Annotated in this window: 14 protein-coding genes; 4 read left to right on the top strand and 10 right to left on the bottom strand. The window is 54.6% G+C overall.

Annotated elements, in window-relative coordinates:
* Positions 1–4 precede the first annotated feature (4 nt).
* Both CGZ80_RS03670 and CGZ80_RS03665 read left to right on the top strand, forming a co-directional pair.
* Positions 5–685 (top strand): hypothetical protein, encoded by a 681-nt coding sequence (locus CGZ80_RS03670; RefSeq protein ID WP_094411478.1) that lies wholly within the window; start codon positions 5–7, stop codon positions 683–685.
* A 67-nt stretch (positions 686–752) separates the two neighbouring features.
* Complete coding sequence (locus tag CGZ80_RS03665; protein ID WP_158222535.1) at positions 753–1,379, top strand: hypothetical protein; 627 nt, start codon at positions 753–755, stop codon at positions 1,377–1,379.
* A 125-nt stretch (positions 1,380–1,504) separates the two neighbouring features.
* Here CGZ80_RS03665 and CGZ80_RS03660 read toward each other — a convergent pair whose 3' ends face one another.
* The 3 genes from CGZ80_RS03660 to CGZ80_RS03650 form a co-directional block, all read right to left on the bottom strand.
* A complete protein-coding gene (locus tag CGZ80_RS03660) occupies positions 1,505–1,867 on the bottom strand; it encodes a DUF2200 domain-containing protein (RefSeq protein ID WP_094411474.1) in 363 nt (120 codons plus the stop codon).
* Positions 1,868–1,974: 107 nt separating this feature from the next.
* A complete protein-coding gene (locus tag CGZ80_RS03655; protein ID WP_143543725.1) occupies positions 1,975–2,463 on the bottom strand; it encodes a hypothetical protein in 489 nt (162 codons plus the stop codon).
* 120 nt (positions 2,464–2,583) lie between these two features.
* On the bottom strand, positions 2,584–8,541 hold the full coding sequence (locus CGZ80_RS03650) for a DUF3320 domain-containing protein (RefSeq protein ID WP_094411470.1): 5,958 nt from the start codon (positions 8,539–8,541) through the stop codon (positions 2,584–2,586).
* 357 nt (positions 8,542–8,898) lie between these two features.
* Between CGZ80_RS03650 and CGZ80_RS03645 the strand changes: the two genes are divergently transcribed.
* Entirely contained in the window at positions 8,899–10,596 is a 1,698-nt protein-coding gene (locus tag CGZ80_RS03645; protein ID WP_094411468.1) for a GxGYxYP domain-containing protein, read from the top strand.
* 43 nt (positions 10,597–10,639) lie between these two features.
* Here CGZ80_RS03645 and CGZ80_RS03640 read toward each other — a convergent pair whose 3' ends face one another.
* From CGZ80_RS03640 to ruvB, 7 genes are all read right to left on the bottom strand, one after another.
* Positions 10,640–12,559 (bottom strand): alpha-amylase family glycosyl hydrolase, encoded by a 1,920-nt coding sequence (locus CGZ80_RS03640; RefSeq protein ID WP_094411466.1) that lies wholly within the window; start codon positions 12,557–12,559, stop codon positions 10,640–10,642.
* 314 nt (positions 12,560–12,873) lie between these two features.
* Positions 12,874–14,628, bottom strand: a complete 1,755-nt coding sequence (locus CGZ80_RS03635) for a tetratricopeptide repeat protein (RefSeq protein ID WP_143543724.1) — start codon at positions 14,626–14,628, stop codon at positions 12,874–12,876.
* A gap of 69 nt (positions 14,629–14,697) precedes the next feature.
* Positions 14,698–15,561 carry an SPFH domain-containing protein gene (locus CGZ80_RS03630; RefSeq protein WP_094411462.1) on the bottom strand — a complete coding sequence of 288 codons (864 nt, stop codon included), beginning with the start codon at positions 15,559–15,561 and terminating at the stop codon, positions 14,698–14,700.
* Positions 15,562–15,621: 60 nt separating this feature from the next.
* Positions 15,622–16,635, bottom strand: coding sequence for an SPFH domain-containing protein (locus CGZ80_RS03625; RefSeq protein ID WP_094411460.1), 1,014 nt, complete (start codon positions 16,633–16,635; stop codon positions 15,622–15,624).
* 201 nt (positions 16,636–16,836) lie between these two features.
* Positions 16,837–18,204, bottom strand: coding sequence for a UTP--glucose-1-phosphate uridylyltransferase (locus CGZ80_RS03620; RefSeq protein ID WP_094411458.1), 1,368 nt, complete (start codon positions 18,202–18,204; stop codon positions 16,837–16,839).
* A 173-nt stretch (positions 18,205–18,377) separates the two neighbouring features.
* The gene (nth, locus tag CGZ80_RS03615; protein WP_094411456.1) at positions 18,378–19,031 is read right to left on the bottom strand and encodes an endonuclease III; all 654 of its coding nucleotides are present in this window, start codon (positions 19,029–19,031) and stop codon (positions 18,378–18,380) included.
* A 51-nt stretch (positions 19,032–19,082) separates the two neighbouring features.
* Positions 19,083–20,168 carry a Holliday junction branch migration DNA helicase RuvB gene (ruvB, locus tag CGZ80_RS03610; RefSeq protein ID WP_094411454.1) on the bottom strand — a complete coding sequence of 362 codons (1,086 nt, stop codon included), beginning with the start codon at positions 20,166–20,168 and terminating at the stop codon, positions 19,083–19,085.
* Between the two features lie 103 nt (positions 20,169–20,271).
* On the opposite strand from ruvB, the gene CGZ80_RS03605 reads away from it, so the two are divergent.
* Entirely contained in the window at positions 20,272–20,853 is a 582-nt protein-coding gene (locus CGZ80_RS03605) for a sigma-70 family RNA polymerase sigma factor (protein WP_094411452.1), read from the top strand.
* The last annotated feature ends 303 nt before the right edge of the window (positions 20,854–21,156 follow it).

Genomic DNA, 21,156 nt, shown 5'->3' with positions numbered 1-21,156 from the left:
CCAGGTGATCAATGTCAACGCATTTGATGACGGGGTGATTGAGGGGCCGCATCTCGGGAACGTCACTTACCTCGTCACAAGTGAGGACCCGGCGTTCGGCGGAATGGCAGTGGAAGCAACCGTGGTTTCCATTCTCGACGACGATTCGCTCCGTGTCTCTGAAGTGATCCTAAACAACGAAGATCCGCAGCGGTCGTCGATCGAAGAAGTCAACGTCGTCTTCAATACGATCGTCCAGACGCAAGCGAGTGACTATGAGTTGCGGCATCTGGGGACGGGGCAGGTCGCATCACCAATCTTGATGTCGCCTACTAATGTCAACGGCCGAACGGAGGTGTCACTGATTTTTGATAGAGCGAGTCTTCTTGACGGCGACTACGAGTTGTTGATCCACGCTACGAGTCTGAACGCTTCCGGGCACCTTCTCGATGGAAATGCCGACAGCATTCCGGGAGACGATTTTACCTACCAAGCGGATGACTTTTACCAGTTTTACGGTGACACGAACGGCGACGGTTTCGTTGATGCCGTTGATCTGTTTGACAATTTTCTGCCCTCCTTCGGGGCACAAGTCGGCGACCCAAACTACCGCTCCGATCTGGATCGAAATAGCGACGGCTTTGTTGATGCCGTCGATCTGTTCGACCACTTCATGCCTAATTTCGGTACCTCACGCGACTCTTGAATGAGATTGGCGGACGGCCCATTTTCTGAACCAAACGATTGCTTACTCTTCAAACCAGGTGGACATCGTGATTCGAACAATGCGTTTTGTTGTTGTCGGCTTGTTGCTGATTTTGGCCAACCAAGCTTATGGCGCAATTGTCTATGAAGTCTTCTTCGATCAAGACGACTATCGGGCCACCGCCGGCGATACGGTGGTCGCGAACTTGATGTTGCGGGAAACGGTGACCGATGGCGATGTCAATCGAATTAGTCCCACTTCTGGATTGGGTAGTGCAAATGTTGAAGTCACATGGAGTAGCGAAACGAATTTGTTGAGCTCACAGATCGGATTGGGGTTCATACCGGGAACGACCGATTCGGGGTTAAACCGATTGACGCTCCGACAGATTGCCTTTCCGCCAGGTGTTGCCGGGGCGGAGGTGTCGCCAGGAGCTCGTGAGGTCTCGATCGGAACATTTCAGTTTCAAGTTCCCGATGCAGTAAGTCCGGTTGCGTTGATCACTCCGAACGATCCAAGTTTGGGAGCGGACTTTGCAATCGCAGCCACACCCACGACAGTCCTCGATGATTTCATTGTCTTCCGCTCATCCACGATCACCGCGATTACTGCAATCCCAGAGCCGGGGTCGGTTGTGTTCCTTTCGTGTTCATTAGGCGGGATTCTTTTGGTCTCACGCCGCCGAAGGAAATGAAACTGGTGCCAATCGTTATTGTCGACGTTGCATGAGAAGAAACAAAAATGGGCGCAGCGAAGCTGCGCCCTTTCGCATCAGGCAGGGTGGGATTAGCTTCGTCGTGGGATAACGCAGGCTTCGCGTCAAGCTGGTTTGCGGAGAATCTTTTCCATCGCTTTGCCTTTGGCGAGCTCGTCGATCAGCTTGTCCATGTAGCGGATCTCTCGCATCGTCGGATCTTCGACCTCTTCAACGCGGACACCGCAGACGACGCCTTTGATCAACTCGCGATCCGGATTGGGCTTGGGAGCTTTCGTGAAGAACACTTCCACGGTGGTTTCTTTGTCCAGCTCTTTCTGCAAACGCTTGGCCGTGTAACCGAGCATCCAGTGGATGATCTTGTCCACCTCGGCTTTAGTGCGACCCTTCCGCTCTGCCTTCGCGACGTACGCCGGATAGAGTTTGGCAAAGCTCATCGAATAGATCCGGTGATTGGATGTCGCCATGGTTGACTCGGAGTTCTTTGGGGCGTTTTGAAAACGCGATTCTATCGGATTCGGAAAAGCTGGGCAGGTCGAGATGTGCGGTGATTTTTCAATAGCCGTAGGAGTTGCTAGCCTGCGTTGAACGCTTGAGCAAGCTCTGGCAGGTGGTCGAGTGTTTCGAGCAGAGACTCTCGCAATTCTGCAGCGTTGATCGGCCCAGCAACTCTGTCGCGGAGTCGCGACGCGTCGTCTTCGAGACTGATGAACTCGGCGAAATAGTCGTGAGCGAGTAGCTTTTCGTTTTGCAACAAGCGATGGCAACTGACGATTGCGGTTTCGGTGGAAACCTTGTTTCGTCGGACGACACTGGCCAGTTGTGAGAGGCCAAGGCAAGTCGACTCGATGTCGTCGGTTTGTTGTGCGAGTTTGGCAAGCAGTTCGTTGATCTGTTGGGCGGAAAGGTCACAGCACATCGACAGATCAATCAGCTCGATCGCAGGCCTGCGAATCGTTTCGATTTCAGAATCAGCCCAGGCGATCAAGTCTGCGACCTCCAGAGCTCCAACGATCCAGGCAACACGGTGCTGGTTGGCACGCTGTTCAAAGGTCAGTTCCACGAATCGATCCTGAAAGGAGTTGATTGAAGGCTTGGGGGGATCGCGTTGCCACACGCGTCGTGCGGCAATCGAAGCGATTTCCATCAACAACATCCGATGTTTGGTCAAATCACGCAACCGTCAGTCACTCGCTGGCGAGCATTCAGCTTGTTGGCTACCGAAACTGTGAATCGCTTCTTCAATACGTTCACGGGCGGATTGGGCAAGACGTGCCAAGCCGAGCGTTCTGGCGATCGCGACTGCAGGATCGTTTTCAGACAGCAGTTCTCGATTCTCTTGAATCAAGCCTGCCAATTCTGCAATCGAGATTTCATCGACGCTTCGGCGGTCGTCGTCGGTTTGGGCAGGACGAAATGCAATGATCGACTGCGGAGCATCGCCAACCCACAGAAACGTCCCGGTGGATTCGGTCGTTGAAACCACTTCGCCTAGCAGGTCCACAATACGTGTGCGAATGTTGGCGCCCGTGCGACCGAAACCATGAGCCCGCGCGACTTGTTTCGCCAGCACATCTTCACGAATCGGCGATTCGTGCTGAAGGACCCGCATTGCCATCGTTCGAAGCTCTTCATCGTACGACGGGTCATGAAAGCGATCTTGGTTTGCCGTGGCATCGCCCAGAGATGTTCTGGTGAAAGTGGCTGAGGTCGATTCTTTTGGTTGAGAAGTCAAAGTGCTGGTGGCTGCACTCGGTCCTCTGGCGAAACGCATGGGAGCGGTTTCAAGAACTGGCTCTTGTTCTGAAACGGGTTCGGTGCTGCTGGCGATGGTTGTCTCCTCGACTTCGCCCGGCGTTTCCGTAGTGGATGCCGGAATCTGCTCTTTAGCGAAGGAAACTGCGGGCGTTTCGGCGATTGGCTGACGGGAGTCTTCGAGCAGTTGATTGAGTTGTTGATCAATCAGCTCGGTCGCAGACTTCGCGTCGTACCACCAGTCCGGCGACCACACTCGCAAAATGTTCCAGCCGAGATTTTCCAAAACCATTTGCCGGGTTTTATCACGGTCGCGAGCGATCGCACTTCGGTGGTACGTCGCGCCATCACATTCCACACCGGCCAGGTACGCGCCTGGTTTATCGGGGTGGCGAATCCCAAGGTCGACGCGGAAGCCTGATACGCCGACTTGCGTAACAACTTGCCAGCCCTTTGATTCCAACGCCTCGGCGACAGCTTCTTCGAAGGGCGAATCGAAACCTCCGACGCTCCCTTCGGTTCTCGCTGCGATCGCTTCGGGGCCCTTTTCGGCATATTCCAAGAACGCTTTCAGGTCTGATACGCCGCGTCCTTTTGACCGTTCGGCCGCCAATTCATCGGCAGAGAACGAGGAATACACGACCAGCTCTTGTCGGGCGCGGGTGACGGCAACATTTAAGCGGCGTTCGCCACCGTCCCGGTTGAGGGCACCAAAGTTCACAGGGATCTTTTTACCGGGAACGTCTCGTCCAAACGTGATTGAAAAGAACATCACATCACGCTCGTCACCTTGAACATTCTCGAGGTTTTTGACGACCGTCGGTTCGATTCGATCGTCGGCAAAGAACCAATCGAGCTCAGGGCAGTCACGCTGGGCCTGGTCAAACAAGTCCTGGATCAACGTTTGTTGCTGGACGTTGAACGTGATCACGCCGAACGTCAGGCGTTCAGAATCGGGACGTTGCAATTCACGTTTCATTCGGGTGACCGCGTCGTTCACGATCGCTTGAGCTTCATCTCGGTTGGTGCGACTTTTGCCGCGATCGTACAAAGCATTGGGAAGTTTGATCAGCGACACGCCACGATCTTCTGACTCGGCAGCCGGGAACGTGACCAGTTGGTTGCCGTAGTAATTCCAATTCGAGAACGCGATCAGCGATTCGTGGCGGCTGCGGTAGTGCCAATTCAGCTGCAGCGTCGGTAGCCCTGACGCAGTTGCTTCATCCAAGATGCTTTCGAGGTCCTTTTCATGATCTTCGAGTTCATCGTTGGTGGCGTCGTCATCGGCGCGGCCAAAGAAATTTGTGGGCGGAAGCTGTTTGGGGTCGCCGACGATAATTGTTTGCTCCCCACGGGCAATCGCGCCGACCGCATCCCAAGTGGTGATCTGTGACGCTTCATCAAAGATTACCACATCGAACGGTTTTTGATCGGCTGGCAAGTACTGTGCGATCGACAACGGCGACATCATCACACAGGGGGCCAATTTGCCAAACGCATCGGGCATCGAACTGATGACTTGGCGGATCGACTTGCTGGGCCGAGTCAATCCGATTTGGTGACGGAGCAGTCCAAGCTCGCTTTTCTTTGGAATTCCGTCAATTGGCAAATCATGGGCGGCCGCTTGTTGTGCTCGCGATGAAGCGATCTCACGAGCTTGGCGGTCGAGTTCACGGAAATCTGCGATTGCGTCTTCGTGCTTGTACCGCTGGAATGTTCGCAGCACGGGATCGCGGTCAATGACGCCTCGAATCCACCATCGCGAATACGCCAACCGAAAGCGATTGACCACGTTATCTGGTGTGAGGTCACCTGATTCCAGTGACGTGACGAAGCCATCCAGTCCGACCGTTGATGCAGCCTGTTTGATTTGGCACCAGGACGTCCAACGCTGAAGGCAAGTACGGTGTTCCTCAATCTTTTTGGTCGCACTGACAACGGTGGCTATGATGCCTTTCGAATTCTTGGACAGCTTCTTGGACAGCGGCATTGCGCCGGCGACATCGGAGAACGCTTTCAGTTGGGCAAGGAAAGCTAGGTTCGCTTGCAAAAACTCACGAGCGGCGTGGTAGATCGGTGCTTCGGGAGTCGCTCCGTCGATGCAGGGACGAATCGCTTTGGAAACCTCATTGACGCCTCCAAACCGTTTTCCAAAAGCGATTAGCGAGCTGCGCAACTCATCCGCTTTGGAGAGTTGCGACGCAATCTTGCTCGTGTCGGTTTCCGTGCCTTTCCAGTAATCCGTTTGATTGGCCAGTGGATTGGCCGAGATTGCCGATTGCTGTTGCAGGATATTGCGAATCGCTGCGATATCGGTCTCTGGATTCGCGGCCCCGGCGCTCGCATAGGTCTGTAGCAATCGTGTGACTTTACGTTTGGCGAACCAAGACATTGGAAAGAACGCCGAAACCGCCTGACGCCAGTCATGGTCGATTTGATCGAGCGGAACCGATGCGAGTGAATCGTCGTAGTCCGCGTCGATCGAGTCTTTCGTCGACCGGTAGGCCGTGATTGCATGTTCGAGATCCGTGTTTGCGGCGCTCAGCTTGGCAAAGTTCTTGTGAAAGAGGATCCGCACGTCTTCGTCGACACAGCGTTCAAGTGCCTTGGCCAATCGCTGTAATACTTCGACTTCAGAGAGCGAGCAATCGGATCGCTCGGCGATTCCCAACTGCTTGGTGAACGTAGCCATCGATCGTTGAAACGCCGCCGAAATCGTTTGAACTTTGCCGCATTCAGTCAGTAGTGACTGTTCCCAGGACGCCGACCATTCCGTCGTTTTGACCATCGGCAGCGATGTCGCCAAATCGATTTCCGCAAACGTCAGGGCAAGCGATTCTGCGACGCTCAGCAGACGTTGGTAACCCTGTTGATCATGCGAAACCGAGTCGGCCCACTTGAGCTCGGGTGTTTCGTGTTCGGTGCCTTGCACGCACAGTCCCATCGCTTCGTAAGCGGTCCATCCGTTTGGATGTGTGTGATGGATCGCGGCGACATAGGCATTCAATTCGTCACGTCGAAACTTCAGACGCTCGCTGATCATCAGCCATTCTGTCGGATCGGCTCGTCGATTGTTTTGCCACGCCGAATGGAGTTGATCCAGGAATTTGCGCCGCTCTGCTTTGCTGCTGTGCAATTCCAGGCAGCAATCCGCTAGCCCGTGTTCTTTAAGGCGTCGATAGACGACATCCAACGCGGCTGTTTTTTCCGCGACGAACAAGACTGATTTACCGATCGCCAGACACTGCGAAATAATGTTCGCGATCGTTTGACTTTTGCCAGTTCCTGGAGGTCCGACCAAGACAAAGTCCTGCCCTTCGGAAGCTGCCATCACAGCAGCTAGCTGTGACGAGTCGGCCGGCAAGGGATGGAAAATGTCCTTGGGCTCAAATTGGGTGTCGATCTGTTGCGGCGACGGGATCGATCCCGCTGCGGATTCGAATGCCTGTTCCGGGTTATCAATCAGGTGCTGTACGACTCGATTTTGTTTCAGGCTGTCAATCCGATCGACGAGGTCTTTCCACATCAAGTACTTAGCAAACGAAAACGTTCCCAACGCGGTCTCGTCGACGACTTCAAAGCCCGGTATCTCGCGGACTTCGCGGCGCATCCGGGCCAAAACCTTGGGGACATCGACGCCACTGTCATCGGTCGGCAAGTCGGATTCGAAGACCGCCAAGTCACGATCAAAGTCTTTCTTGAGAAGCTGAATCAATGTCGCATTGAATCGCACTTCGTCTTCGTGCATGGTCAAGAAATAGGGTGACAATGCACTTTTGCGCGTCAGCTTGACAGGGACCAACAACAGTGGCGCGAGGTAGACCTTGTCTTCGTCCGGTTTGGGTTTCCATCTCAAGAAACCGACGGCCAGAAACAGCGTGTTGGTACCGCCTTCGGAGAGATCGTTTTTGACGTTGCGGTAGATCGTCGTCAGACGTCCGGAAAGCTCTTTTTCGGTGAGGGTGCAAGTGATCTCATCTCGGCCCAATGCTTGCCGAGCGAACTCGAGATTCAAATCTTGGTTGGTACGCTGGCGGTGTGTTTCGGCATCACGGTCGCCGAGCGGATTTTGCTCTGAAAGCGAGATCAATCGCAATTTGCCGCCGTCGGCAAGTCGGTCTTCGAGTTGCGAAATATCGGGGCAAAGAATCGGAATCGACTGCTTGTTCGATTTGAAATTCAGCAAGCGGTTGCGGAGCGACAAGTCCAGCAGTTTGCGTTGCCAACGATCGATGCGGCCTTCGGGCGTAGCCGGTTTTTCGTCCGATTCTTCAAAGGCAACATCGTCGAATGTCGGCGCCGCTGGCAACGGCAACGGGCCTTGCGAAGCCGACTCTTCTTCCGTGACAACTTGCGATGCAATCTGGTGCGATGCAAGCGGACGGATTTGATTCATGCGTGCACGTGCGATGTCGATTGTCGCCAAGTAAGCGTGCTCGTTCTCCTGGCTCGTCGATTTCGCGGCGTGGCTGATCGCGTCTTCGAATCGCGCCGGAGGACGACCGGTGACCATCGTCGTTTCGAACGTAATCAGCTCGTTGGATGCGATCGCTTTGCGGATTTCGCTACAGGTCGGTTCCAGCGTTTGTCCGAACGTTTTTTCGATCAACCAAGCGCCAACAAAGCAATGCCCTTCGATCATCACGATCACAGGGTTCAACCCGATCGCCTCGATTGCAGCGGCAAAAAGCAGCGTGCTGTCCAAACAAGTTGCCAATCCGTCGGCTAAGACCGTCGATGGGCGCCGTGTTTTCTGTCCCTGGAGTTCGAAGCTTTTAGGCGGATTTGCATAGGTTAAACCGTGCGTAGCAACCGCCGACCATAACGCGGCAATCAACATGTAGGCTCGCCGCGGATCGCCGCTCTGGTACCCGTCCAGCGCCGCGCCGTGGCCGTACTGTTCCAGTACTTCGCTGGCCGACTTGAGAACCTTTGACACCGCCGGGTCGTTGGGCATGACAAACGCAGCGAGTAACCCACCGCCGGCGAGCATTCCTCCCCACTCGTCGCGTGCCAATACGCGGACAGGCATTTCGATTTCGGATACGATCGAGTCGCCGCTTGCGAGTTTGAATGTCAGCGTCCCGCGTTCGGCTTCGTTCAGGCCGTTGAGGTAATCAGCATCCAATTGGATTTCGCGATCGCGAAGTTTAATTTCCGAGATCGCACCAAGGCGATCGATCACCCACCGTTTCGGTCGGATGAACGCTGGGGAAGAGGTGACAGTCAGCGACAGGTCTTGAAGCGTCTGATCGGTCGGATTCTGAACCCGCAGTGATTTCAGCAGCGGGACCGAATTTTGCCACGACGCGTAGTTCAGACAGTTGGCCAATTCCGGGCGAATTACGACAGCGTGGGAAGTCGGCGATTGCGGTGCGTCAGTCATTGTTCGGATGAGCCCCCGGTACAGATCTACTCTCAGAGCACGATTATAGAATGCCATGGTTGATGGGGACGCGAACCCCTATCGGCAATCGAAAATCGGATGCAGGATCAAAGTGGGCGATAACGGTCACGAGGACTATTCCGTACGCCGCGAAAACGCCATTTGCGAATCACTCCGAGACGTCAAGGTTTGTCACGTTGATTGGTGTAAAAGTGCCAGTTGTACACGCGGAATCGCGCGCAGGTGATCGATAATTGGGGGCCAGGCTCCCCCGATCACGCGACTTGTGACCGACCGTTTCGTGATCTAATCTCCCTGCCCCAATTGCCCCACCACTATTGCCCCCGATCGATTGTCATGTTGTTGCTCTCCCAAACGACGTTCCGACAGTTCCTCAACTTGGCCGCGGTTCTGATCTTCGCCGCTAGCAGTACGGTTTCTGCGCAGTCTGAGTTTCCGGAACCGGTTTTTATTGAACGCCCAGCTGAAGTGCAGGAAGTCTGTCCGCAGGCGAAAACGCCGGCAAAAAAGTTGTTCGTTTTCGACGCCCGTGCCTTGCCCAGAAACACGCAGGCTTTTGTAGCTTCTGTTCAGGGGTTGGCTAATCGCGAACAGCCGGAACTGTTTCTACTGCTAAGCGAAAATCGGATTCGGCCCTTGGGAACCGAGGGTGGACGTCGGCAATCGATCGACCAAGTTTGGTTGGATTGGTTAGTCGACAAAGAATACGTCACCGATCGGGAAGCCATCGAGTCGGTGGAAGATTTGATCGAGCGATATTCAGTACAAGAAGTGGTCGTCGTCGATCCGAAGCTCCCGGCCGGATTGAACGTCGCGATGATGATTGCTTCTGTCCGCGGCATTCCGATGGCCTTTCCGGAAGACGTCGAGCGTTTCAGATTGAAGGTTGCCGAAGACACACGAGGTCGTTGGACTACAAACAAAGAGGCGTATGCGTGGGCATGGGAGAACTTGTGGCCAGAAATGAATCAAAATGCCATCGCGGTGTTCTCCCCTGTGATCCATGGTCACCTGCGAGATTATTTGGTCCAGCACAAGGTGTTCACATTCTGGATCTCGCATCCGGATTATCGCGATGAAGCAACAACCGACGGTGACCTTGACGCGATCAAGGCGATGCTTGCCAAGATGCCTGTCAATATTCCGGTTTTCGGATATCCCAATGGTGGTGGCAAGGACACCGGCATTGGCGAAGGCTTGGGAGTCAAGCTGTTGTCCGATCATGGGAAGTTTTTGATTCCGACAGACTGGCACACGAACCTGTCGGTTTGGAGTGGTTGGGAAGCAAAAACAACCTCCATCAAGCAACCGGAAACACGCAAGTTGAGCTATGACCCTGCCAAACGCTATCTGTGCCTTTTGGTCAGCGATGGTGACAACATGAACCTGTGGCTGGACTTCATGCCAACGGAAAAGTATTGGCGGAGTCCGCTGCGTGGTGAGTTGCCAATCGGATGGACGATGGGGCCAGCCATGTTGCAATTGCATGGACCACTTCTCGATTATTACTACAACTCACAAACAGCCTTTGATTCGTTTGGTTGTGCGGTCAGCGGGTTGGGGTACATGTATCCGCTGCACTACGGAGAAGCATACGGTCCGAAGCAGGCAGAAATCTTTCGTCGCTACTTGGACATGACCAATCAATTCAATCAGCAGCTTGGATTGCGTTGGTATTGGGGAACGATCGTTGGGGAGCGCGGCGGAGAGCAGTTCGCTGACGTCGCCAAGCAACTCAAGGGGATGGAGTGTCTGCTGGAAGGGTACGGGCGACAATGGTGGCGTGATGAACCGTACTTGACCGATGGGATTCCTACCTTTCACTTCCTCAACGATGCGGTACCTGCCAAAGAAACCGTTGCTCAAGTCAAACGGATGTTGCGGCGACGAGACCCCAAATTTGGCGTCGTGTTTATCCAGAACTGGGAGTTCGACATGCAGAAGATCAAAGACTTGACCGAACAGATCGACGGTGATGTCGAATGGGTGCTGCCGGAGGAATTGGCTGACCTTTACTTGCAATCGCAGCAGTAACGCGAGTCATTGAATGTTGTTAACGCTTGGGGCCGTCATTGGTCTAGATGGCGTCACCTTGGTCTCGCGTGAAGACCAAGACAGAGTTCGCGGGAATGGAAAGACGGGCTGACGCTTGCAGCCCGTCGAACGGTCCCGCGTTTGCATCGATGTGCCCGCCGTTACCGACCGTATTCGGATTCACCCAATTGTCGAAGACGTCGCTGTTGAATGATTCGAACCAGTGTCCGGAAAGCGGGAATCCAATCTGGTAGCCGTGGAAGCTGGATTCGTTCAAATTCGCAACGACGACCGCGTTACGGCCGACGCCTTCGACCCAGCGGTGGAACGCGAACACTCGGTTGCTGTCCGGGCGGTGATGTACCGCGAATCCGTCTTTTCGGAGTGCCGGATGACGCCGTCTAAGCCAGCACAACTCTCGCACGCAACGCAAGTAATCTTGCATCGGTCGTTCATGCTCCAAACCGTCCCAATCAATCAGATAGTCGCGATAGTATCCCGGATTATCACTCCAGTACTTGTCCTCCAGGATCTCTTGCCCCATGAATAGCATGGGGATGCCTGGAGCGGTTAGCAGCACACCTGCAGCCCAGCGTGAACGGCTTCTTGCATACCAAGATCGTGGATCGTTTCCGCCGGCGAGCTCCGCGATTCGAGGATCTCGGTCGGTTGTATTGTTGACTCGAACGATGTCGTGGTTTTCAAGGTGTGGGACCTGCCGCCAAGCCGGCCCATGCTTCGGATACAACTGATCAACGACAAGATGAAGATCAACAGCGGCGTGATTGCCTAGTGACGCCTGTTTCAGGGCATTGCGGACTGCTCCGCGTAGACCTGAATCGACAACCGAATCAAACCCCGCTCCGCCATGTCGTGTCTCGCGGACGATCACCGACTGGTCGGCCCAGTATTCGGCAATTTGCAAAACATCGGGTTTGTGATACCGAATCGTATTGGTCAGGTCGCGGAGGAACGACCATCCGCCGAATTGGTCGATCACGGTGACTTCGTCAAACCGAAATCCGTCGACGTGGTATTCGTCGATAAAGAATTTTGCGTTGTCGATCAGGAACTGGCGGACATGTTCTTTCCAGTACGCGAAACCGAGTCCGCCGGCCCATTCGCGATCGGTAAAGTACAGGCTGTTGTTCTGGTTCCCGTATGGCTGACGATCATAGAAATAGATGCCTTCGTCGCCGAAGTCACCGCCCGCGTGGTTGTAGACCACGTCAAAGATGATCGCGATCCCGTGGACGTGCAACAAGTCGATCAGTGCCATCAACTGTTTGGTTTGACAGTTCAGATCGCCGGGAGCGTAGGGGGCCAAGCCTCGAGAGGTGAGGAGCTGATTGATGAATTGAAAGCCCCGCTCGAATTCCGTGCTCTTCGAATCAAAGCTGTAGTCGACTTCAGGCGAAAAGTAGTTCGTGCCGTTGTATCCAAGTCCGCGTTCGGTGCGGAACTCTTGAATGGGCAGCAGCTGAACGGCCGTAACGCCTAGATCAGCGAGGTAAGGGATTTTTCGAATGACGTCGATGAAGGTTGCAACGCGATTTGGCCGTTGATCGACTCCGTGTTCGTCTTCGGCGAAGAACGCACCGACGTGCAATTGATAGATAATAAAATGCTCGTACGGAGGCGTTTTCCAATTGGCGTCATGCCAAGGGAACGACGCAGGGTTCGTCACGGCGCAATTGCGGCTTCCGTGACGGTAGATCGCGCGGGCATGGCTATCGCGTTTGTATCCCGCCGATCCAGTGCCAACGACATAGAACTTGTATTGGTCGCCCTCTTTGGCCCCGGGCACAAACTTGGACCAAAATCCCTCACCGTCTCGCTCAAGAGGGACGTCAGCCCAGTCACTGAACGAACCACGAAGCATGACTTGGGTCGCCGCCGGCGCCCAAGTGCGAAACATCACCCCACCAAACGTCAACGTCGCACCCAGCTTATCCGTATTCATCACTCGGCCTAAATTCGGAGCAAAACGGTCTACGGAACATCCCCCCGTTGGCAATCATATCGCTCACAGCCGGATTCGGTTTCCAAAATTGGGATTTTCGGCAAACAGCGTCAGCAGAACAGTGAGATCTGACCGACTGGTCACGATACGAATGGAGTGCCTTGCATGACATGCGATGGACAATTTGGCGGTCGCAAGTCTTTGGAAGGTGAAGAGGGGATTATCAAGCGGTGTGGGCTGAGTGAACCAAAGTGCGGCGGACCAAAAAGTGATGCGTCGTCTGCGTTGGAATAGCTCGCTTCAATCGTCGGCGTCTACACCGCGTAGGGATTCAGTTCACGTTCGCCAGTTCCAATCGTAGCGTCCTGCAAAATTAAGTCGCATTGTTTGCGAATTGCGTCTGCCTTTTGTTCAAACTCGATTGCATGTTCGTTTTGCCCCAATTGCTGATAGAGAGTGGCTAGCGTTTGGTAGGAGGCGAAAAAACGCAGGTGGTCAGGCGGTTGCGATTCTTCACGTTTGGAAATGCTACGTTTCGCAGAGTTGATTGCGGATTCGATGTCGCCTATCGCATGTTGGGCTTGTGATCGAATCAGCCATTGTTCTGCATAGCTGGTGTTGTTCGGAAGCACGGTTTCATTCAGCCGTTCAATTGCCGATTCGACAGTTGATAGGCACTCCGAAGCTTTTCCTTGCGCCAACTCAAAACTTGCGCGAACGCTCAGCAAGCTAGTCGACCACGAATAGTTTTGGGATCCCAGAGACTTTTGAGTCGCAGCGATGAGAGCAAGTTGTTCGCCGGCTTCGTCAAGCTGCCCGAGATGGATCGCAAAGGACGTGAGAAGGATTCGGTAGACAATCGAATCATGCCGCGAGTCACCGTGCATACGGCTTAGTGAGTCGAGGGCTTCGCGGATGCAGGCGATTGCGCGATCGAAACATTGCAGGTCGCCGAAGAACTGTGCACGCCAACACTGATTGGATGCTTCGTTCGTTAAAGCCCGAACGCCGAGTGTTTTTGGAATGGATTCCAGTTCATTGAGTACCTGCGACATCGATTTATAGTCGCCGCTATGAAAAAGGAACGGCAGATCACTCAGCAACAAAAAGCGACGCCCTTCATCGGAGAATTGATATTCGCGTTTCAATGTGGGGTGGCAACGCTGTGCGAGTTTGGTTGCTTGTTGGTAGTTGCCGTAGTAGAGCAGGTACGTCGCGAGCGTGTATTTTGAGTGGGCGATCTCGGATGCATTGGCATAGGACGCGATTTGCTCAAGCGATGATTGTTGCGATTGAGTCGCACGAGCGAAATCACCGAATGCGAACTGACATGAACCAACGAGTTGAAACGCCGCAGCCAACAATGGTGGGTTGGTCGATTCGTCATTCAGAATCGATTCACTCTTGCCCAGGCAGGTCTGGAACTCGTCTTTAGCGTAGAGAAAATTGGCGAGGCGAATCTGGCACTGCAAGCGTTGCTGGTGGACTTCGTTGTTTGGCAAGCGATCGAGTTGCTGATCGAGCAGTTCCAAAATGGACATTGCCAATTCATATTGCTGAGCACCCGCGATCATAGCGACAGCGTGGTCAAGAAAGTCGAATGTCTCGCTAAATTCCTCTGCAGCGAGTGACTGACAATACGCCTTCAATTGCTCGAAACTCTGTCTCGACTCATCCGCCCGGGAGAGAGATTGATAAGAACTGGCTAGCAGACAAAGTATTTGGACGTGCGACGCGACGGAGGCTTCGACGCCTTTTCCTGCAACTTCAAGAGCCCTTTGAAATGCCACAATGGCTTCCGGAAAATCTTCAAGGCAGTACGAGGCGATTCCAGTGCCTTCGGCTGCAACGAAGTGGAAGACGTTCGCCGTTGCTGAGTCATTCTGACGTAATGCCAGTTTTTCGAGTTCAGCGTAGTGGAATAGAGCATCCGGAAAGTCATGCCTTTGGATGGACTTCGCGCCGCGTCTGGAAAGACGCTGGTACTTGGCATTGTCGTTGAAACGAACATGCCAGTAAACGATCACGATCGCTGCGGCAGAAAAGAAAGCGATAACAATCGGGTCCAACAAAACGTCTCCGAACGTTGAAAGCTGAGCGGAGACGTAGTGTAGCAAATCATCTTAGATCTGAAGTGCTTAGACTTGATAAAGCACGTTGCCGTCGGCTGGTAAGAGTTCGATCGACGCATTGGATTTTAGCAGTGTGTCGATTTCCATCACTGAAAGAACGGTTTCGAGGATCTCTTCGTCAGCCGCTGAGATCTCGTTGAGTGCTTTGCCGACGATCATTGGACGGGCGGCTGATGCTTCCGCCATCTTTTGCGAAACGCGATAGGCGGTTTCACTTTTGATCAGACCGACGCGGTTTTCGCCATCCTGTTTCATCGCACTGGTGACTTGGACCAAACGCTTCACAACCTTCTCGGTGATATTGTCGACCATCATTCGGTCCGTAAACGCGACTTTACGGATATAAACCGAACCAAGCGTGTAGCCCCACTTTTCCGAAAGCGGTGACACAGTGGCTCGCACTGTGCGGCTGAGCGAGTGTCGATCCTCCAGCATCTTTTCCATTTCCAGGTTGCTGAGCGTCGAAATCGTCGAGCTGGTCACGTTGGCTTGCAATGATCCATCGGGGTTGGCATTGGTGAATAGGTAGCTCTGCGGATCAGTTACCCGCATTTCGTACCAGATACCAACGCCCATCGGTGTCCCCTCTTCGGAGTTGACCATTTGGTTGCGCAAGTAGTGTTGACGCAGCGCAGTACTGACGAAGTACGACTTGCCAAAGAAAGGGACCAACAGTGCACGTGGACCGAATTTGAAGAATGGGATCTGCAAACCGGGCGTGTCAATTGTGCCCATGACTTTGCCAAACAGCGTCAACACGTACGCTTGGCATTCACCCACGCATGCGTAGAGGGCAAAGAAGCGAGCGAATCCCAAGAGCACGGGGATGATGATCAACCCGATAAAAAATCCAGCACCAAACCATTCCATCGTATTTCTCTTTTGTTTTACAGTTGTGTTTTGTTGTCGATTCGAAGAACGAAGGAATGTCTAAGGATTCGATTTGCTGTTGACGGTTTGGATGACTCGGTGAGCCGCATTGAAGAGTGGAATCTTCGCGTTGCGAACGTAGGCTTTAAGCGCCGGCGATCCGCCAGTCTTTTTGATCTCCGCAAGGGTGCCAGCCATTTCACGCAGCGGTGCGACTTCTGCTTGTGCGTTGTTGGTCGCGATCTCCACGGCGCGGGCGCTCATGGTGATTTGTTGCTCGCTGTCGGCGCGGGCGGTGCTCAGGTCAGCAGCGACTTGGTTGCGTGTGCTGTTAATTGCCGAAAGGGCGCGGTCGACTTCGGCTGGCGGATCGATTTCGGTGATCAAGGCGGCGTCGAGTTCGATGCCGTAACGTGCGGTGGTCGAACGGCATTGTTCTTCCATGTACTGATTCAGCAGTGGAAGGTTCTTGCGCAAGTCATTGATCGAGACACCTTCCGATAGATCGACTGATGGCCCCGTCGACTCGCCGTCCGCGGACTCCAATTCGCTATCGGAAAGCAACGTCTGACCTTTCGGATCGACGAAGTTCGCGACGCGCTCTCGCAGTACCGAAACGAAGTACCCCATGACGTGTTCGAGCGGACTGGTGACACCGAAGAGATAGGGATAAAGATTGTTTTCACTGACGCGATAACGCAGTTGACCGTTGATCCCCGTGGTCAAGTTATCCTTGGTCACCGCTTCGATGGTGTCTTGGGCTTTTGAGGGGTCCCAGGAAAGGTCGACGGCCTGTGTCGCGACGCTGACTTTGTGAACCGTTTGCCAAGGCAGTTTAAAGTACGGACCGCCGGGGCCGACCACGCGAACTTGCGGGTACTCGTAGCGATGTTGTTCTTCGGAAGTCATCGACGCGGCATCATCTGAGGCCGTTGTGACGCCACGCAAACGTTCGGCTTTGCCAAAGCTGGTGACGACCGCCCGCTGATCAGGACTGACCGTGTAAAACCCGCCCACGACGCAGCGGAAGAAACTGTAGACGACTATTCCTGCGAAAAAGCCGATGAAAAGCATGACGATTCTCGGTGAGCACAAAGTGTGAAGCTAGTCGGCAAACGTAGCACGCAGCAACCGACAGGGCGGGGCAATCGGACGCTAGCCATCCGAATGCCACCACAGCAAGGCTCGAAATGGGCGAGCAACAGGGCGCTCGCCCGGGGAGAATCGTTTTGATCGGTACAAGCGTTCTGAGACGAACGCTGCGGAATCGAACGCCTAGAACAGGTGCTCGCCTTGGTAAGTGCCGGCGGGAACCGTTGCCGCGTCCGAGCTTGTTTTCAAAACAGCATCACCGTCGACCACGACGCCAGCTGCAAACGACAAGTTGCCTTCTACAGTAAGTGTGTCGCACTTGCACAGCGAAGGTGCAACGGGCAGGCGTTCACTCAGGTCGGCAATCTTTTTGAAATAGTTGTCGTCCAGGCTGATCGACGGTGGCACGCCACCGCGTGATTCGATCAAAGCCACCGAGTGGTCATCGCGGACTTCATAAGCGTCGCTGCGAACGGCCAACAAGTCGCCGGTGGTTTTGACCGGTGCAAACCGAGAACGTGGGACGCGGATCGCATCGGTGTTGGGGAGCACTTCGATCGCGGCGCCCATGGCGGTTTCAAGTTGGAAGACCGGAGTCGAGCTGGAGTCCTTTGGGTCGACGGTCTTGCGATTCGTGATCGTTGGCAGCGCGACCGTCCCGTCACCTGCTTTCAGGAATGCGTCGAGCTGCTGCAGATCGATCCACAGGTTATTGGTGTTGAAGAATCGGTGACGGGTGATGTCTTGGAATTGTGTTTCTTCATCGGGATGGCACTGGGCTTTTTCGCGGAGCAATAGTCCGCCTTCTTTGTCGCGTGCCAAGTGCCCCCCCTTGCGGTCGGCTGCCGTTCGGTCGGCGACTTCCATCATGAAGGACGCGTTGCTGCTGACGAAGTGACCTAGGATGCTGAGGTCCAGCGTCGCGCCGAGATTGTCAGCGTTGGAAACGAACAGGTATCGTCGACCTTGTTGCAGCAGTTTTTCAAGAGTTCCACTGGTTACCAGCGCGGCGTAGATATCGCCGTGACCAGGCGGGCACCATTGCATCGAAGGATCGTCCGGCCATTCAGCCGGAGCCATCGTTTCGGCGTCGATCTTGGGAACTTGGTGCTGCAGAAATGAGATGACGTCCACTTCGCCATCAAAGTCGGCGACAGCGGCCGCGGTTTGTTCTTCGGTCGAAAAACTGTTCATCAAGACGAGTGGGACGCCCAGCGTTTCGTTCTGACGGAGGATCAGCTCGAGGAACGTTTGTTTTCCGCGAACGGGCAGCAGCGATTTTGGGCCGTCGAGCCCCATTGATGTTCCTAAGCCGCCGTTGAGTTTCAAAACAGCTGTCGCGGCCAAGTTTTCTCGCCCGACCGCTTCCAGTGCCTCGTCCAAGTGATCTGCGTCAACGACCGAGTCGACGGGGGTGATTTCGGCTTCACGAATGGTGGCTTCTTTTCCGCTGCAAAGGTTTTCGTAGTGCTGGCGGAACAATCGAACAACGATCTCGGGTGTGTCGGCTTGCGCAAGTTTTTCGGCGACGGCGTCCCAGTTGGCTGGCATCGGTTCTTGGGGTTTATTGGGGCGGATGCAAAATTGAATCGAATCACAAGCCCGATTCGCTGTAACGACAACTTTAATCGTTCGAGGGTGGGGGCCAAATCCGTCTGTCGCAAATCAGCGTGTTAAGTCCAATGATTAACACAAATAGGCGATTAAGAACGGAGGAGCCGACCCTAAGGTTTCTTCGCTACGAAGGGGCGTTTGCGATTGGGATAGAGTTCCTGGCAGATCGCACATCGCGTGCCATCGCAGCCTCGTGCGGAACAGTGTTCGCGGCCGTAGAAAATGATCTGCAAATGCAGCTTGTTCCAAGACGTTTTCGGGAACAGCTTCTTTAAGTCGGCTTCGGTTTGGGCGACATCCTTGCCGTTAGTGAGGCCCCAACGTTGAGCCAAACGGTGGATGTGTGTGTCGACCGGGAAGGCAGGATGGCCGAACGCTTGGCTCATCACGACGCTGGCCGTTTTATGCCCAACACCTGGTAGTAATTCGAGCTTGTCGAACGATTCGGGGACGGCACCGCCATGTTCGGTCTCGATGATTTCAGAGAGCTTGACCAGAGCCTTCGCTTTCTGTTTGGACAATCCGAGTGGGCGGATGATTTCCAAGACGTTCGCTTCGCCCAGATCCCACATCGCTTTTGCGGTGGGAGCTTGGCGGAACAGCTCCGGGGTGATCTCGTTAACTTTCTTGTCGGTGCACTGGGCACTTAAGACGACGGCGACCAAAAGCGTGAATGGATCCGAATGGTCCAGCGGAATTGGCGTTTCCGGATAAAGTTCTTCGAGTCGCTGGAGCACTCGCTCCGCGCGTTCTTTTTTCAGCATGGATGCGTTAACTAACGTTGCAAGCGGCTACGCGGATGTCTTTGGAAGTGCCTAGACGGAAGGCGGCTGCATCTTGAGGTGTTCGAATGCCTTGGGCGTCGCGATCCGTCCGCGTCGGGTCCGAACGATCAATTCGCTGCGGAGCAAGAACGGTTCGACTTCGTCTTCGAGCGTGTCGCTGCTGACGTTCATCGTATGCGCGATCGCTTCCAAACCGCTTGGACCGCCGGCAAAGACTCGGATCAAGGTTTCGAGGTAATTGCGATCTTGTTTGTCCAAGCCCAACCGATCGATTCCGATCATGTCGAGCGCGTCGCGGGCGACGCCAAGAGTGACGACGCCTTTGGCGCGGACTTGTGCGTAATCGCGGACCCAATGAAGGCGATTGTTTGCCAGGCGCGGTGTGCTTCTGGAGCGGCGGGCAATTTCAGTTGCGGCGGCTTCTTCGACTTCGATCGACAGCTTTTTTGCATTCCGCAGAATCAGGTCGGTCAGTTGAGCTTGGGTGTACCAGCCGAGGTGTTCGCGGATTTGGAAACGGTCTCGCAACGGCGCGCTCAGCATCCCGGCCCGTGTTGTCGCCCCGATCAGCGTGAAGGGCTGGAGTTCGAAATTCAACGTCCGCGCGTTGACGCCTTCGCCAAGCACGATGTCGATCCGAAAGTCCTCCATTGCGGTGTAGAGGTATTCCTCGACCGCTTTGGGCACACGGTGAATTTCGTCAATGAACAAAACGCTGTGGGCAGAGACGTTCGTCAGGTAAGGCAGTAGGTCTTTGGGGGCGCTCAGTCCCGCACCGTTTGCCATTTGCAGCGTCGTCCCCATTTCTGCAGGAATGACGGTCGCGAAAGTTGTTTTGCCAAGACCCGGGGGGCCATCGAACAGGATGTGTCCGAGCGGTTCGCCGCGGCGTAGGGCGGCGCCGATCGCGATCTTCAATCGTTCGATGACGTCTTGTTGGCCGACCATCTCGTCCAGACGAGTCGGCCGCAATTTACCGTCGTTTTCTTCGGACAAGGGCTTTGAGCTAGGTTTTGGCGAGGATGGATCGGAAACCGGCCCCGAATTTTGCGGCTGGGCATCATCATCACCAGGGTCGCGGGGGTCCGATTGTTGATACACTGCCTCTCGTGCCATTTGGTTTTCCGTCCGTGCAAATCCACGTGGTTTAATCTGTTCGCCTAGTTTTAACCGAAACAAGATTTCTCGTCGGCGCGTATTCGGCGTTCAAACTCTGCTCATGAGCGAAACTTCTCCCCATTCGGCCCCGATCGACGCTTCGGATCCTTCCGTGATCGCCAAATTCGAACCCTACCTACGGATGTTGGCGAGGACCCGAATGCGGCAGGCGTACCAGGCCAAGATCGGAGCCTCGGACATGGTCCAGCAAGCGATGATGCAGGCGGTCGCGGGTTTCGACGGATTCCGCGGCGGCACCGAAGCCGAGTTGATGGCTTGGTTACGGCAGATTTTGGCTCACCACCTCTGCCACCTCGACCGTGATTTGCACCGCGACAAACGCGACATCCGTCGTGAGCAGTCGATGGAACAGAAGCTGGCCGCTTCGTCGATGCGTTTGGAAGGGCTGCTCGCCGGATCGGATCGTTCTCCGAGCCAAAATGTTGCTTTGGGCGAGAGCGTGATCCAGATCAGCGAGGCGCTCGACAAGTTGCCCGAGGCCCAGGCTGACGCTGTACGCCTGCACTACTTAGAAGGCATGAAGTTGAGCGAAGTCGCAGACGAACTCGGCAAGTCAACTGGAGCGATCGCCGGACTGCTCCATCGAGGCATGAAAGCACTCCGCAAGCAGCTCGATCAATAGATGACAACTGCCATTTGGCGGTGAGTACTTTGCTGCAGCGGACTGACGGAGCAAACCAAAGGTCAGCGCCCGCTGCGTCCAGTGGTGTGCAGACGTGATTGTGATATTGGTCTTTTGCCGCAGCATGCCAATACGCCCCTAAATAGGCCTTCGCGAAAGGCGTTTTCTTTGACGAACGCCGCGTCTAATGTCGTTGAAGGCACCTGTCGCAGCCTCGTACGCGGTTGTAGCGAGAAGGCCAGTCATCAGTGTTGCGGTGTAGGTTGGTCGATAATCAACCAATCGGAAGCTGGAGTGATTGCG

It is taken from the genome of Rhodopirellula sp. MGV (genome assembly GCF_002251265.1).
Classification (GTDB): domain Bacteria; phylum Planctomycetota; class Planctomycetia; order Pirellulales; family Pirellulaceae; genus Stieleria; species Stieleria baltica_A.
This window is presented reverse-complemented; position numbering and strand designations above follow the sequence as displayed.